The 15,111-nt window shown below is 64.2% G+C and carries 12 protein-coding genes and 2 riboswitches; of the genes, 3 read left to right on the forward strand and 9 right to left on the reverse strand.

The window, feature by feature from the left end; genetic code table 11:
- Nucleotides 1-65: 65 nt before the first annotated feature.
- The 8 genes from PDMSB3_RS28150 to PDMSB3_RS28185 all read right to left on the reverse strand — a co-directional run bounded on the left by PDMSB3_RS28150 (nt 66) and on the right by PDMSB3_RS28185 (nt 11,096).
- A complete protein-coding gene (locus PDMSB3_RS28150) occupies nt 66-980 on the reverse strand; it encodes an ABC transporter ATP-binding protein (protein ID WP_007177310.1) in 915 nt (304 codons plus the stop codon).
- Nucleotides 981-1,039: 59 nt separating this feature from the next.
- The gene (locus PDMSB3_RS28155) at nt 1,040-2,011 is read right to left on the reverse strand and encodes an ABC transporter permease (protein ID WP_007177311.1); all 972 of its coding nucleotides are present in this window, start codon (nt 2,009-2,011) and stop codon (nt 1,040-1,042) included.
- Nucleotides 1,998-3,458 carry an allophanate hydrolase gene (gene atzF / locus PDMSB3_RS28160; RefSeq protein ID WP_007177312.1) on the reverse strand — a complete coding sequence of 487 codons (1,461 nt, stop codon included), beginning with the start codon at nt 3,456-3,458 and terminating at the stop codon, nt 1,998-2,000. The genes PDMSB3_RS28155 and atzF overlap by 14 nt, the downstream gene beginning before the upstream one ends.
- Nucleotides 3,449-7,066 (reverse strand): urea carboxylase, encoded by a 3,618-nt coding sequence (gene uca, locus PDMSB3_RS28165; RefSeq protein ID WP_165188407.1) that lies wholly within the window; start codon nt 7,064-7,066, stop codon nt 3,449-3,451. Before uca ends, atzF begins: the two co-directional genes overlap by 10 nt.
- Nucleotides 7,063-7,719 carry an urea amidolyase associated protein UAAP2 gene (locus PDMSB3_RS28170; RefSeq protein WP_007177314.1) on the reverse strand — a complete coding sequence of 219 codons (657 nt, stop codon included), beginning with the start codon at nt 7,717-7,719 and terminating at the stop codon, nt 7,063-7,065. The genes uca and PDMSB3_RS28170 overlap by 4 nt, the downstream gene beginning before the upstream one ends.
- 11 nt (nt 7,720-7,730) lie before the next feature.
- The gene (locus PDMSB3_RS28175) at nt 7,731-8,486 is read right to left on the reverse strand and encodes an urea amidolyase associated protein UAAP1 (RefSeq protein ID WP_007177315.1); all 756 of its coding nucleotides are present in this window, start codon (nt 8,484-8,486) and stop codon (nt 7,731-7,733) included.
- A 57-nt stretch (nt 8,487-8,543) separates the two neighbouring features.
- Nucleotides 8,544-8,676, reverse strand: a riboswitch (guanidine-I (ykkC/yxkD leader).
- Between the two features lie 456 nt (nt 8,677-9,132).
- Nucleotides 9,133-10,194 (reverse strand): isopenicillin N synthase family dioxygenase, encoded by a 1,062-nt coding sequence (locus PDMSB3_RS28180; RefSeq protein WP_007177316.1) that lies wholly within the window; start codon nt 10,192-10,194, stop codon nt 9,133-9,135.
- Nucleotides 10,191-11,096: a sugar phosphate isomerase/epimerase family protein gene (locus tag PDMSB3_RS28185; protein WP_007177317.1), complete on the reverse strand. Its 906-nt coding sequence runs from the start codon at nt 11,094-11,096 to the stop codon at nt 10,191-10,193. Before PDMSB3_RS28185 ends, PDMSB3_RS28180 begins: the two co-directional genes overlap by 4 nt.
- A gap of 157 nt (nt 11,097-11,253) precedes the next feature.
- Between PDMSB3_RS28185 and PDMSB3_RS28190 the strand changes: the two genes are divergently transcribed.
- The 3 genes from PDMSB3_RS28190 (at nt 11,254) to PDMSB3_RS28200 (ending at nt 14,295) form a co-directional block, all read left to right on the forward strand.
- Nucleotides 11,254-11,622 (forward strand): helix-turn-helix domain-containing protein, encoded by a 369-nt coding sequence (locus PDMSB3_RS28190; RefSeq protein ID WP_007177318.1) that lies wholly within the window; start codon nt 11,254-11,256, stop codon nt 11,620-11,622.
- 84 nt (nt 11,623-11,706) lie between these two features.
- A riboswitch (guanidine-I (ykkC/yxkD leader) is annotated at nt 11,707-11,833 on the forward strand.
- Nucleotides 11,834-12,027: 194 nt separating this feature from the next.
- Entirely contained in the window at nt 12,028-13,092 is a 1,065-nt protein-coding gene (locus tag PDMSB3_RS28195; RefSeq protein WP_007177319.1) for an ABC transporter substrate-binding protein, read from the forward strand.
- A gap of 159 nt (nt 13,093-13,251) precedes the next feature.
- Entirely contained in the window at nt 13,252-14,295 is a 1,044-nt protein-coding gene (locus PDMSB3_RS28200) for a rod shape-determining protein (protein ID WP_007177320.1), read from the forward strand.
- Nucleotides 14,296-14,352: 57 nt separating this feature from the next.
- Here PDMSB3_RS28200 and PDMSB3_RS28205 read toward each other — a convergent pair whose 3' ends face one another.
- On the reverse strand, nt 14,353-15,111 hold the full coding sequence (locus tag PDMSB3_RS28205) for a GntR family transcriptional regulator (RefSeq protein WP_007177321.1): 759 nt from the start codon (nt 15,109-15,111) through the stop codon (nt 14,353-14,355).

The raw sequence follows: 15,111 nt of genomic DNA on the forward strand, positions 1-15,111 counted from the left end.
GTTCCGGTATTGCAGCGCCGGAAGGCGCACGTGACGGCGCCGCCGGGGGGTGCGCGGGTTGCACGCTACTCGACGTTGTCCGCGACATCGGTCATGCGGATCATGTGCGGCTTGACGACGTCGTCCTCGTCGTCGTGGCTTTCCGTGGGCGGATGGATCAACGCTTCGAGCCGCGCCCTGGTGGCCAGAAACTCCGGCGACGTGACCTGCGAGTAATCGCGCGGTCGGGGCACCGGCACTTCGATCAGCTCCTGCACCTCGCCGGGATTCGCCTTCAGGACCAGAATACGGTCGGCCAGAAAGATCGCCTCGTCCAGATCGTGCGTGATGAACAGCACGGTCACGTCGATGTTGCGCCAGATATCGAGCAGATGCGTCTGCATCTTCGCGCGCGTTTGCGCGTCGAGTGCGCCGAACGGTTCGTCCATCAGCAGAATGCGCGGCCGGTTCGCGAGCGCGCGGGCAATCGCCACACGCTGCTTCATGCCGCCCGACAATTGATGCGGATAGGCATTGGCGAACTTCGTCAGGCCGACCAGATCCAGCCACTGCAGCGCCTCGCGCTCCGCATGGAGGGTGGCGTGGCCGTTCATCTTCAGACCGAACATGACGTTCTTCTTGACCGTCAGCCACGGAAACAGCGTGTAGCCCTGAAACACCATGCCGCGGTCGGCGCCCGGCCCCTGCACGGGTTTGCCGTCGAGCAGCACGCTGCCGCCGGTTTGCCGCTCCAGTCCGGCGAGAATGCGGATCAGCGTGGACTTGCCGCAGCCCGAAGGTCCGATCACGCAGACGAACTCGCGCCGGTGCGTCTTGAAGCTGATGCCGTCGAGCGCGGTGCACTCGCCCTGCGGCGTCTCGAAGCGCTTGCCGAGCTCGCGCACCTCCAGAATCACCTCACGCGACTTCAGGCGGTCGAAACGTTCGCGCACCGCTTCGGACTGGATCAGGTACGACGGAATCGGTTGCGGATTTAACATGATGGAATCCCTTGAATGCGGTGCAGTACATGCGATAAGCCGTGTCACGAAGGCCTGCGCTACGCCTTGAGCGTGCGGTCCCATGGAAACAGCTTGCGGCCGAGCCAGGCCAGCACGAGATCGGTGCCCAGACCGATGATGCCGATCATCATGATCGCCGCGTAGACGTTCTCGAAATGCTCGTAGCGCGCCTGCTGCGTGATGTACCAGGTGATGCCCGAACTGGTGCCGACCAGTTCCGCGACGATCAGATAGGTCCACGCCCAGCCGAGCAGAATGCGCTGATCGCGATACAGATCCGGCAGAATGCCGGGAATCACCACATGGGTGAGGAGCTTGAACTTCTTCGTGCCGAGGGTCATCGCGGCTTCGAACAGGCCGTATTCGAGCTTGCGGGTGGTGTTCGCCACGATCAGCACCTGCTGGAACAACGTGCCGATCACGATGATCGCGATCTTCGGGCCGTCGTAAATGCCGAGGATCGCCACCATCAGCGCGCCGAACGCGGGTGCCGGCAAATAGCGGAAGAACTCGAAGAACGGCTCCTGCAAACGCGCAATCGCGCTATACGTGCCGCACACAATGCCGATCGGCACGCCGATCACGGACGACAGCACGAAGCCCCAGAAAATCACCTGAATGCTATGCCACAGGCTTTGATGCAGCCACGCGCCGTCGCGCGACGCGGGCGGCGTGGTGAACGCGGTGTAGAACGCGCGCAGCACTTCATGGGGCGCGGGCAGATACACCGGGTTGACCGGCTCGCCCACCGGCAACGCCGTATGGGCTTCGCGCGCGTGGCTGAGTTCGTCGGCGAATACGTCCTTGTCGACACGCATGCCCGGCTGGAAATAGTCGACGCTGCCGGGACTCTCGATCAGCACCTGCGGATGCCAGATGAACGGCACGTAGCTGACCAGACACCACACGAGGAGCGGCAACAGGAACGAGCCCGCGCCCAACAGCCATTTGCCGCGTACGGAAAGTTCGCGGCGCACCGCGAACCATTCGGTTCTGTCAATGACGGCCATGTGATTCTCCGGAGCAGACTTCGGTTGGGCCATCCGCGGACGGTGAGGCGGGGGCCGTTTCGCCGTGCCACGCGCGCGCCAGATCGAGCAGCATCACGTCTTCATGCGCACGCGCGACGAACGTCACACCGAACGGCAGACCCGCGTGTCTGCCGATCGCACAGACGCCGGCCGGCACCGCCAGCGCGGACAGGTCGAGCAGGTTCACGAAGTTCGTGTAGTAGCCGAAGCGCGAATTCACGCGGATCGGGTCCGCTTCCAGTTCATCGACGGTGGCGGTGGTCGCCGAGGTCGGCGTGATGATCGCGTCGATGCGCTGCCAGACTTCGGCGGCCTGCATGCGCAGCAACGCGAGGCGGTCGAAGGCGGCGAACGCATCGGCCGCGCTCCAGCGCGCCGCCCCGCCGATGATCTCGCGGATCACCGGATGCAGCGCGTCAGGCTGCGTATCGACGAACTGGCGGATCGCGGCGAGCCGCTCCGCGACCCACGGTCCTTCGTAGAGCAGCCGCGCGGTGGCGAGGAACGGCTCGAAATCGATCTCGATCAGTTCAGCACCGGCTGCACGCAAGCGCGTCAGCGCGGCGTCGAAAGCGTGCGCGTATGAGGTGTCGCCGAAAAATTCGAGCTGGTTCGCACGCGGCACGCCGAAGCGCACACCACGCAGCGACCGTTGCGCACCGGGTTGCGTCACGGCCTGCGGCGGCTGGAATTCACGCGCATACGGGTCGCCTTCGGTCACGCCGCGTGCGGCGTCGAACACCCGCTGCGCGTCGTCCGCCGAGCGCGCGAAGATCGACACGCAATCGAGCGATTTACACGCGGGCACTACGCCTACCGTGCTCAACAAACCCTTGGTCGGCTTCAACCCGATCAGGCCGTGAAAAGCCGCGGGCACGCGTCCCGAGCCTGCGGTGTCGGTGCCCAGTGCAAACGCCGCCAGTCCGAGCGCGACCGAGACCGCCGAGCCGGAACTCGAACCGCCCGACGCATAACGTGGATCGAGCGCGTTGCGGCACGCGCCGTGCGGCGAACGCTGCCCGGACAGACCCGTGGCGAACTGATCGAGGTTGGTCTTGCCAATCGGAATCGCGCCGGCTGCGATCAGGCGCGCGACAACGGGAGCGCTCGCCGTAGGCGTGTACGCATAGGCAGGGCACGCGGCCGTGGTCGGGATACCGGCGAGGTCGATATTGTCCTTGATGGCGAACGGTATGCCGTAGAGCGGCAACGTGCCCATGTCGCGGCCTTCGAGTGCGTCGACGTAACGCATCATCTCGTCGCGGCTCAAAGGACGGATCCACGCATGATGCGGGTCGTCGCCCGAGGTGCGCGCGGCGATCGCGTCGACCAGTTGCGCGGGCGTCAGGCTGCCGGCGCGGTAGCGCGCCTGTAGTCCGGCGATCGACATGGACTGGAACAGATCGTCGTGTGATTTCATTTGCATGTGGCCTCCTCGGTGGCGTCGGCTGCAATGCCGGCGCGCATCACCATCAAACGTTGCCCCGCGACGACCGCCGCGCCCTGGGCGCAATCGATCGCTTCAATCACGCCGTCGCCAGTCACGGTGACGGATATTTCCATCTTCATCGACTCGACGATCGCAACCGCCTGGCCGTCGCTGACGCGGTCGCCTTCGCTCACGAGCAGCTTCCACACGCTGCCCGACACGTCGGCGACGATGCCTTGCTGACCGGCCGAAAGCGCGTCGTTCGCCGCAGTGCCGGCGGCTGCATCGCCATCCGTTTCGCCATCAGTTTCGCCGACGTATTCGGCATGACCGGCGGCGTTCCAGCGCTCGCGCTCCGCGTCGAAGGCGGCTTGCTGCGCGCTTTTGAACGCGGCAATCGATCCGGCTTCGTCTTTCAGGAAGCGGTTGTACGCGCCGAGGTCGAACACGGACTCCTCGATCTTCAGGCTCGCGCGGCCCGCGATGAAATCCGTGCGCAGCTCGGCCAGCTCCGCTTCGCTGACTTCGTAGAAGCGGATTTCGTCGAAGAAGCGCAGCAGCCAGGGCTTGCCCGCTTCGAACTCGCGCGTGGTGCGATAGCGGTTCCACATCTGCACGGTGCGGCCGACGAACTGATAGCCGCCCGGCCCTTCCATCCCATACACGCACAGATACGCACCGCCGATGCCCACCGCGTTCTCCGGCGTCCACGTGCGCGCCGGGTTGTATTTGGTGGTGACGAGCCGGTGGCGCGGATCGAGCGGCGTCGCGACCGGTGCGCCGAGATAGACGTCGCCGAGGCCCATGACGAGGTAGCGCGCGTCGAACACAATGCGCTTCACGTCGTCGATGCTATTCAACCCATTGATGCGGCGAATGAACTCGATATTGCTCGGACACCACGGTGCATCGGGACGCACCGACTGCATGTAGCGCTCGATCGCGATTCGCGTCGACGGGTCGTCCCAGGAGAGCGGCAGATGCACGATGCGGTTCGGCACGCGCATCTCGTCGACGGCGGGCAGTTCGCGCTCGGCTTGCTGGAGATGCGCGAGCAAGGTGTCGTGCGACAGCATGCGATGGTCGAAATGCACCTGCAACGAACGGATGCCGGGCGTCAGATCGATGATGCCCGGCAGCCGGTGCGCGTCGAGCCAGTTCATCAACGCATGCACGCGAAAGCGCAGGTTCAGGTCGAGCACGAGCGGGCCGTATTCGATCAGCACGTTCTGGTCGCCGGAGCGGCGATACACCACGCCAGTGCCCTCGCCTGCCGTGGGATCGCGATAGAGGATGCAATCGTGGCCAATGTCGCCGGCCTGAGCCACATGCTCCGGCGCGGCGAGCGCCGCTTTGACCGGCATGCGTTCGAAGCGCACCGTATCGCCGGGGCGCAGTTGCCCGAGCTTCCACAACTCCTCGCCCACCACCGTGACCGGACATACGAAACCGCCCAGACTCGGACCGTCGGGGCCGAGAATCACGGGCATGTCGCCGGTGAAATCCACCGCGCCGACCGCATACGCGTTGTCGTGAATATTCGACGGATGCAGCCCCGCCTCGCCGCCGTCCGTGCGCGCCCATTGCGGCTTCGGGCCGATCAGGCGCACCCCCGTGCGGCTGGAGTTGTAGTGCACCGTCCAGCGGGTGCCGTAGAGCATCGCGATGTCGTCGGCCGTGAAGAAATCGGGCGCGCCATGCGGGCCGTCGAGCACGCCGAGCGTCCAGTCGTGCGTCATCTCCGGCACGCGTGCCGCGTCCAGTTGCGCGCCCGCTTCGCCACGGCCCGCTCCGTCCGCGAGATGCAGCACGTCACCCTTGCGCAGCGCACGCCCCGCATGGCCGCCGAACTGGCCGAGCGTGAAAGTCGCCTTGCTGCCCAGATAATCCGGCACTTGCAGGCCGCCCTTGAGTGCGAGACACACCCGCATGCCGGCGCCCGTCACGCCGCCGAGCTTGAGCACCGAACCCGCAGGCGCGCGCGTGACCTGCCAGAGCGTAACCGGCGCACCGTCCAGCGTCGCAGCGAGCGGCGCGCCGCCCAGCACGAACAGCGTCGCGGTATTGAAGCGCAACGTGGCGCCGACCATCGCGCATTCGAGCCCTGCGGCATCGGCGGGATTGCCGAGCAGTTCGTTGGCGAGGCGGAACGACAGATCGTCCATCGGACCCGACGGCGGCACGCCGATGTCCCAATAGCCGGTGCGTCCGGGCGTCTGCTGCACGGTTGTCTGCACGCCGCCGTCGAGCACGTCGATGGTGTGCGGCGCGAACATGAAGCGCGACAGGAACGCCGTGGTCTGCTCACCGCGTGCAAACGTCGCCGAGCCGGCAATCGCGCGCAGATAGTCGAGATTGGTCTCGATGCCGTAGAGCTGCGTTTCTTCCAGCGCGGCGCGCAGTGCCGCGAGCGCGGCCTCGCGCGTTTCGCCTTTGACGATGAGCTTGGCGAGCAACGGATCGTAGAAAGCACTGACTTCCGTGCCCGCATCGACCCAGGTGTCGACCCGCGCGGCGGCGGCGAACGCGACATGCGTCAGCACGCCCGCGCTCGGTTGAAACTGCTTGTGCGGGTCTTCCGCATACAGACGCACCTGGATGCTTGCACCATGCGGCACGGGAGCGAGCGTGTCGAGCGGCGCGAGTTCGCCCTCGGCCTCGCGAATCATCCACTCCACCAGATCGATACCCGTGACCTCTTCCGTCACGCAATGCTCGACTTGCAGCCGCGTGTTCACTTCGAGGAAATAGAAACGGCGCGTGTCGGCATCGAAAACGAACTCGACCGTGCCTGCGGATTTGTACTTCACGGCCTGGGCAAGACGCACCGCGCTCGCATGCAGCGCGCTGCGTTCCGCATGCGTCAATCCGGGCGCGGGCGTTTCTTCAATCACCTTCTGGTTGCGCCGCTGCACCGAGCAGTCGCGCTCGCCAAGGGCGATCACGCTGCCGCGGCCGTCGCCGAAAATCTGCACTTCGATATGGCGCGCGTTCTCGACGAACTTTTCGAGGTAGACGCCGGCGTTGGCAAAGTTGGCTTCGCCGAGCCGCGCGACCGAGGCGAACACGCTCTCCAGTTGCGCCGCGTCGCGACACAGCGACATGCCGATACCGCCGCCGCCCGCGGTGCTTTTCAGCATCACGGGATAGCCGATCGAGTCCGCCTCGCGCAACGCCGTGCTCACGTCGGGCAGCAAGCCGGTGCCCGGCAGCAGCGCAACGTGGTTGGCTTGCGCCAGTTCACGCGCCGTATGCTTCAGGCCGAACTCGCGCATCTGCGCCGGGGTCGGGCCGATGAAGCGAATCCCCGCGTCGTCGCAAGCCTGCGCGAAAGCGGCGTTCTCGGACAGAAAACCGTAGCCGGGATGCACGGCGTCAGCGCCGTAAGCGCGCGCGGCATCGAGAATCGCCGCGCTGTTCAGATAGCTCTGCGCCGCGAGCGCCTGGCCGATGCACACCGCCTCATCGGCGAGCATCACATGCATGGCGTGGCGATCGGCCTCCGAATACACCGCGACCGACGCAATGCCCAGACGCCTGAGCGTACGAATCACGCGGCAGGCAATCTCGCCGCGATTGGCAATCAGGACTTTGCGGAATCTCATTGCGCATCCCATATCGTCAGTCGCACGGGCGTCGGGTTGTAGCCGTTGCACGGATTGTTCAACTGAGGGCAGTTCGAAATCAGCACCGTCACATCCATGTCGGCGCGCATTTCGACGTACTTGCCCGGCGCGGAGATGCCGTCCTCGAAAGTCAGTTTGCCGGGCGGCGTGACCGGCACGTTCATGAAAAAGTTGATGTTGCTCACAATGTCGCGCTTGCCGAGTTGCGTGCCCACGCCGCAGGTGCAATGCGTGATCGCATGCAGGAAGCTGTCGCGGCAGTTGTGCATGTAACGCTTGTCGAGTGCATAGCGCACCGTGTTGCTTTCGGCCGCGCACGCGCCGCCGAGCGTATCGTGCCTGCCGCATGTGTCGGCGACGATCGTCAGCATCGGCTTGCCGAGGTTCGACATCAGCACGCTGCCGGCCGAGAGATAGAGATTGCGCTGCGCGCGGATCGTGTCCTGCGCGCTATAGCGTTCGAGCGGATCGGCGCTGTTGTAGAACAGCGTGTCGACCGCCTGATTGCCTTCCAGGTCGAGAATGCGGAACACCTGTCCGCGCTTGACTTCATGCAGCCACGGTTCGCCCGAAGGCAGCGTCAGGTCGTAGACCGCATGACGGAGTTCGAGCTTGCTTTCGATAATAGGCATAGCGGGTCTCCTTAAACGAACAGACGGTCGGTGTTGACGAAGCCGCGCTCATTCTCGGCACACGCCGAGCGGCAGAAATCGTCGGCCGGTACGCAGGCGTCGGCCGCATACGCGCGGTAGGCGATCAGCTTGACGGGCCTCGGTTCGTATTCGGATGAAGGGTTCAGCGGATGCGGCGCGGTGGAGAACGCGGCAAGCGTGTCCATTTCGAAGCGCAGGTCGAACGCCGCGCCGGCCGGCGAATGGCCTGCTACGAAGTCGAGCGCGCCGTCCTCGCCGATCGCGAGTTTGCTGAAGAAGTTGATGTTGGCGACGAGATCGCGTGCGCCGAGGCCGTGCTTCGCCAGTTCGAGCAGCAGGCTGTCGCGGCCGTTGCGGATCATCGCGTTGCGATGCTGCTGATAACGGGCCACGCCGTATTTGCTCGCGAACAGTTCCGCGTCGCCGACCCCGCCGAGCGGATCGTGCCAGCCGAGCGTATCGGCCGTGATCGAAGCCAGCACGCGACCCATGTCCGAGTAGAGCACGTGGCCGCGCGTCAGATGCGCGGTGTGCTGCGCCTTCAGCGTATCGGCCATGTTGTAGCGTTCGAGCGGTTCGTCGTGCCGGTGGAACACGGCGGCCAGATTCGCGCCGCCTTCGCTATCGACGACGCGCAACGCCATGCCACGGCGCAGCACGCCGGACCAGTGCGTGCCGGCGGGAATCACCGTTTCCCACGCCACATGCGGGATCGGTGCGAGATCGACTGGGATTTGCGTCGACATGGAGGCTCCAGGTATCGGTTGGGAATAAGCGTGAGAGGGCGATTGACCGACATCGCGACCTCCCGGGCTTTTATCCCTCCGTGGAGCCTCGCCGGCGCCTTGAGAGAAGGTGAACGGCAAGACCGGATTGCTCTCGGACCAGGCATCGTGCACATGAAAGCGCCCGACCGGAACCCTAGCGATCCTGAAGATGATGCAAATTACTTCGCACCTCTCGGTGTACAGCTAAGCGAGTTGTGTGCCAGTGTCTCGTCGCAATTGCGGCAAGTGCGGCGTGGCAAGGGATTGGATATGAACGCGGTCTCGTCGCTCCGCGCGCGGAGGGATCGCTCACGCACCAGCGCCGTTGGTGGATTCGCACCAGTTGGAGGCGCCGGGCACCACGATTGGGCTGGACGGCCGTGCGTGTCACGCTCGGGATGGCTCCGGGCGATGGCATGGTGTGTGCATATCAACGCGCCACGTCCACTCCCTTTCTGACACGATCATGCCGACCCTTGCCGCTATTCGCCGCGCGCTTTACGCCCTCATGTCGGCACGTTTCATCGAACTGCAGAAGCAGCAGCGCCACTCGTAACCCAAAGCGGCGCTATCGTCGCGACGCTGCGCATTCAAGCTCCGCTATCGGCTCCGCGCGCGTCTTCTCTCAACCTTCAGCATCCTGCTCCGCGCCTGCATAACGCGCCTGCTGGCCGAAGCTCGCCAGCGCCTTCGATCCATCGGGCAACACGAGTTCTCCCCGTTCGAGACGCGCCTTCAGATAGGTAAAGCTCTGCGCCGTCTGCGCGAACAGATGGTCGCCCGCCGACACCGGCGGATATTTCGCCACCGCCTCGGGCGTCGCGAACTGCGGCAGCGGTGCGACCACCGTGTGATAGTCGCAGGCGAAAAAGAGCGGGAACGAGTAGCGCTCCTCCCTCACCTTGCGCACGCGATGCGAGGTCGCGACATAGGTGCCGCCCGTCCACACTTCCAGCATGTCGCCGATGTTCACGACGAAGGCGTTCCCGACCGGCGGCGCATCGATCCACTCGCCCTTGCCGTTCATGACTTCGAGACCTGGCGCGGTCGGCAGCAGGATCGTGAAGCACTCGTAGTCGGTATGCGCGCCGATGCCCGGCCGGTCTTCGGCTGACGGATCGAGCGGATAGTGGATCAGGCGCAACTGGCTCGGCGGCTTGCGCAGATAGCGTTCGAAGTGCTGTTCGGGCAGGCCGAGCGCGAGCGAAAAGCCTCGAAACAACGCACGGCCGAGTTCGAACGCCGCTTCATAGTAGCCGCCCACCGCCTCGCGAAAACCCGGTTGTTCGGGCCAGCTATTCGGGCCGAGCATCGGTGTGCCGGCAATCACGTCGGGGTCGTCGGCGGGCAGTTCGCGGCCTGTGTCGAACGCTTCCTTCCTGTCGCGCTTGCCGCCCGCGAAGACTTCCTCGCCTTCGGGCACATAGCCGCGATGCGCGCTCGAGTTGCCGATGTAATAGTGCATCTTCCAGTCGTGCCCGGCGGCAAAGAAGCGTTTGGCCTGCTCGATCAGCGCGCCCTGCTGTTCGCGCGACACCTGATGGCCGGTGACGTAAAAGAAACCGGCTTCGCGTGCAGCGCGATCCAGTTCGCGCGCGGTAACGAGGCGGCGCTCTATGTCGTCGCTGAAGAGGCCGCTGACATCGACGATAGGCAAGTGCTGAAAACCGGTATGGGTTGAGCTCATGAGAGGAGTGACGCCTGGGCGGCCTGCGGGTTGAAATGCGATTGCGTTTGCTGCGCGCCGCGCCCGGCAAGAAACGCGGCCAGATGGCGCCGTTCCTCGCGGCCCATCCATGTATTGATCTCCCATAGATCGGCCACCGGCGCATTCGTAAACGGCAGCGTGTGCAGATAGCCGTCAGGGCCGAACTCCGGCGTCATCGTCGTGACCGTGTAGCCCTGCCCGATCTGCGCGGTCCACAGCGCTTCCCAGATCCGCTGATGCGAGGCGAGGCAATCCGCGTACTCCGGCGCTGCCGGGTGCGGCACCTGCGGACCTTGCGGATAGCCGACACGGCCATGCAGATGATGCGCATGCGGCGCAAGTTCGAGGATCGTGTCCCACTCGCTGTCGAGCAGCCGCTCGCAGACGGACACCCAATGGCTGAAGTCGCAGGTCAGCTTGAGCGAGGGCACGGCGCGCGCGACATCCCGCGTAATCCACGGGTTGAAGAACGAACGCCCGCGGTGCGTTTCGAAACTGCAGATCACGTCGTGCTTCGCGGCGATTTCCACCGCGCGGGTGAAGAAGTCCACTTGGGTCGCGGCAGACCATGCGTCGCAACCGGCCATCACATTGAAGAAGCGCGGTTCGAGCGGCTTGCCCCAGACGATCTTCTCCTCCAGATCCCGCAGATGATCGGCCGACGTGGCCGAGCGCTCCGGCACATAGCTGCCCGCCGTCGTGATCTCCGCGATGAAGCCGAGGCCTTCGTCCGCGATCGCCTCCGCAAAAGCGTCGCGCGCCGCGCCGCCGGGCGGCACCGGCGCTTCGATACCGTCGAAGCCCGCGGCCCGCACCAGCGGCGCGGCATCGCGCGGACCGCCATCGAATCCCCAGAACGTCTTGAACAATTCGAATTTCATCACCTCTCCATTTACATGCAAAATTGCATGTAATAGTACATATTAAATTCGCGAGTCAATAAACTATCCGTGCATGGCCGTGCAAAAATCCGGGCACGCCCGATTTGCGGCTCGATTAGCACTTAAACTGTGCAGCCCTCCTCCTGGTGGTGAATCGATGAAGAAGAAAATTGCGCGTGCCAAAGGTCAGGCCGTCGCGCGCGCCATTCTCGACATGGACTGGCAATGGTCGGCGCATTTCGGCGATCTCGGCCTGAACGATCTGAACTACAGCGATCTGTTCTGCCGCATGTGGGTGGACCCGGAAGACTACTTCGCCAAGACCGCGCTCTACGAGTTCATGCCGGGCGTGAGCCGCCGTACCGCCGTGCGTTACGTTCAGGAGCTGATCGACCGCGGCTGGCTGCTGGAGACGAGTTCCGCCGAAGATCGCCGCATCAAGCAGGTGAGCCTCGCGGCGTCGATCGGGGAGCGGCTCGAGCAGTTTCTGGCTTACGTGCACCAACGGTTCGCGGCGCTGGATTGACAGCGCGTCCGCATAAACCCTGGCGCGAAATCCACTGGCATATTTCTCGCTAGATAATTCGCCGAGAGGTGCGGCAGCGTCGCATCTTAGGGATGCTAGGGTTCCGGTTCGAGAGAACGTCTGGTCCGAGAGCAGCCCGGTGCGCCGGCAGGTTCGATTGCAGACACGAACGGCTGGCGGCACTACACGGCGGGACAAAAGCCCGGGAGATTGGCGATAGCAATGTCTATCGTGCCTCTCCGTGGCCGGCGTTTGTCTCGTGCACGTTTGTTTCGTGCATGTGTCTCGTGCGTTTCCGCGCTTTGTCGTTCGCTCTCGCGCGGGAGCCGGTCATGTTGTTTCATCGCGCAGTCGCCGCGCGATCCAACTCAACAATCGCAATTGACCGGTCTCCTGGAGAAAACGATGAAACGCTTCGAATCTTTGCCCACATCCCGTCCTTCCCTCACTTCGCCCGCGCGCTTCGCGTCGGCCCTTCGCGTGCGTGGCGTGCTCGCCGTGGCCGCTGCCGCGCTCAGTATCGGACTGACTGCGGGCTTTACCGCGACCCCGGCGTACGCGGCCACGCCGCTCGCCATCGGCTATAGCGACTGGCCCGGCTTCGTCGCCTTTCAGATCGCGATCGAAAAAGGCTGGTTCAAGGAAGCCGGCGTGGACGTCAATTTCCAGTGGTTCGACTACTCGGCCTCGCTCGATGCGTTTTCCGCCGGCAAACTCGATGCGGTCGGCGCAACCAACGGCGACGCGCTGGTGACAGGCGCAAGCGGCGCCAAGAACGTGATGATCCTGCTGACCGACTATTCGAGCGGCAACGACATGATCGTCGCCAAACCGCCGGTGCGCACGGTGGAAGGATTGAAGGGCAAGAAGGTCGGCGTTGAAATCGGCCTCGTCGATCACCTGCTGCTCGACACGGCGCTGGAAAAACACGCGCTGAAGGAATCGGACCTCACGCTCGTCAACGCGAAGACCAACGAATTGCCGCAAGTGCTCGCGTCGTCCAAAGACATCGCCGCGGTCGGCGCCTGGCAACCGAACGCGGGTGAAGCGCTCAAGCGCGTACCGGGCTCGCGGCCGATCTTCACGTCCGCCGACGCCCCCGGCCTGATCTACGACGCGATCACCGTGAACCCCGTCAGCCTGCAATCGCGCAGGGCCGACTGGGCCAAGGTGATCACGGTCTGGTATCGCTGCGTGGCCTATATCAACGATCCGAAGACGCAGCCGGACGCGGTCAAGATCATGTCCGCGCGGGTCGGCCTCACGCCGGCGCAGTACCTGCCCCTGCTCAAAGGCACCCACCTGCTCGACTCCGCGGCGGCGAAGAAGGCCTTCACCAAAGGCGACGGACTGGACTCCGTGTACGGTTCGAGCGTGAACGCCGACAGGTTCAACGTGCGCAACGCCGTGTACAAGCAGTCGCAAAACGTGAGCGCCTATATCGACCCTTCGCTCGCCAACGCGCAGTAAGCAGCCCGCGAAGCGCTGCCGCTATAACCGCCGAAATAGCCCGCGGACCCGAAACTGTTATTCTTGCGTCTCTCCCGACCATCAAGGTCGCCTGCTGCCTCCGGGCGGCAACTCCCAAGCGGCGCTTCTGCGCCCGACTTCCGAGAGACAGGAATTTGCATGTTCGGTTTTCTGCGCGGCTATTTTTCCAACGACCTGGCAATCGACCTCGGCACGTCGAACACGCTCATCTACATGCGTGGCAAGGGTATCGTGCTCGACGAACCTTCGGTGGTCTCGATTCGTCAGGAAGGCGGTCCGAACGGCAAGAAGATCATTCTGGCCGTCGGCAAGGAAGCAAAACAGATGCTCGGCAAGGTGCCGGGCAATATCGAGGCGATCCGCCCGATGAAAGACGGCGTGATCGCCGACTTCAACATTACCCAGCAGATGATCAAGCGCTTCATCCAGATGGCGCACGAGTCGCGTATGTTCGCGCCGTCGCCGCGCATCATCATCTGCGTGCCGTGCGGCTCTACCCAGGTGGAGCGCCGCGCGATCAAGGAAGCCGCGCACAGCGCGGGCGCCTCGCAGGTCTATCTGATCGAGGAGCCGATGGCCGCGGCCACCGGCGCGGGCTTGCCGGTGTCGGAAGCGACCGGCTCGATGGTGGTCGACATTGGCGGCGGCACCACCGAAGTGGGCGTGATCTCGCTCGGCGGCATTGTCTATAAAGGCTCGGTGCGCGTGGGCGGCGACAAGTTCGACGACGCGATCGTCAACTACATTCGCCGCAACTACGGCATGCTGATCGGCGAGCAAACGGCTGAAGCCATCAAGAAGGAAATCGGCTCCGCGTTTCCGGGCTCCGAAGTCAAGGAGATGGAAGTCAAGGGCCGCAATATGTCGGAAGGGATTCCGCGCAGCTTCACGGTGTCCAGCAACGAGATTCTCGAAGCGCTGACCGATCCGCTCAACCAGATCGTCTCCGCCGTGAAGATCGCGCTGGAGCAGACGCCGCCGGAACTGGGCGCGGACATTGCCGAGCGCGGCATCATGCTGGCGGGCGGCGGCGCGCTGCTGCGCGATCTGGACCGTCTGCTGGCAGAAGAAACGGGCTTGCCGGTGTTCGTCGCCGAAGCGCCGCTGACGTGCGTGGTGCGCGGTTCAGGCATGGCGCTCGAACGGATCGACAAATTCGGCGGCGCGTTCTCTTACGAATGAGCCTCGCGCGCCTGCGGACGCTCGAACCACTCAAGCCGCTCAAGCAACTCAACCCGCTCAGGACACGAACGGCAGCTTGCTGTCGCGCGCCGCGGCAAGCATGGACAGTGTGATCTTGCGCACTTCCAGCTTGCTCTGCGTGATATGCGCGCGCAGCAGAATGATCGCTTCGGTCAGCCGGTTGCGTTCGATCAGATTGAGCATGGTGGCATGTTCGTCGTACGTTGCGCTGGTGCGGTGCGGTTTCAGAAAATCGAGCCGCCGCACGATGCGGATGCGCTCGGTCACTTCGTTATGCACGCGCAGCATTTCAGCGTTGCCGGTGGCGGCGACCAGTTGTCGGTGAAAATTTTCGTCCATGCCGAACATTTTCACCGGGTCGCTCTCGCGCAATTCGGGCTCGACGCACCAGACGGCCTTCAATGCCTCGACGGCGGCGTGCGCGCTATCGCCGCCCGTGCCTATCCGCTCCACCGCCGCGACTTCCAGCACGATGCGCAAATCGTAGAGCTGATCGAGTTGATCGAAGTTGATCGGCGAGACTTTCCAGCCGCGCCGGAAGCCGACTTCCAGATAGCCCTCGCGTTGCAGCCGGAACAGACCGTCGCGCATCGGCGTGCGCGACACGCCGTAGTGCTGCGCAATGCCGTTCTCCGAAAAACGGTCGCCGGGAAAGAGGCGAAAGCTGAAGATATCGTTCTTGAGCTGCTGATAGACCTGCTCGGCGAGCGGGTTGGCCGCGGCAGGCTGCGCGGGCGCATCCTGCACGCCTGAGGCAGCGGGCGTCTCCAGCAGATTGGTCGGGTCGTCGTTCAT

This window comes from Paraburkholderia dioscoreae, from assembly GCF_902459535.1.
Lineage (GTDB): Bacteria > Pseudomonadota > Gammaproteobacteria > Burkholderiales > Burkholderiaceae > Paraburkholderia > Paraburkholderia dioscoreae.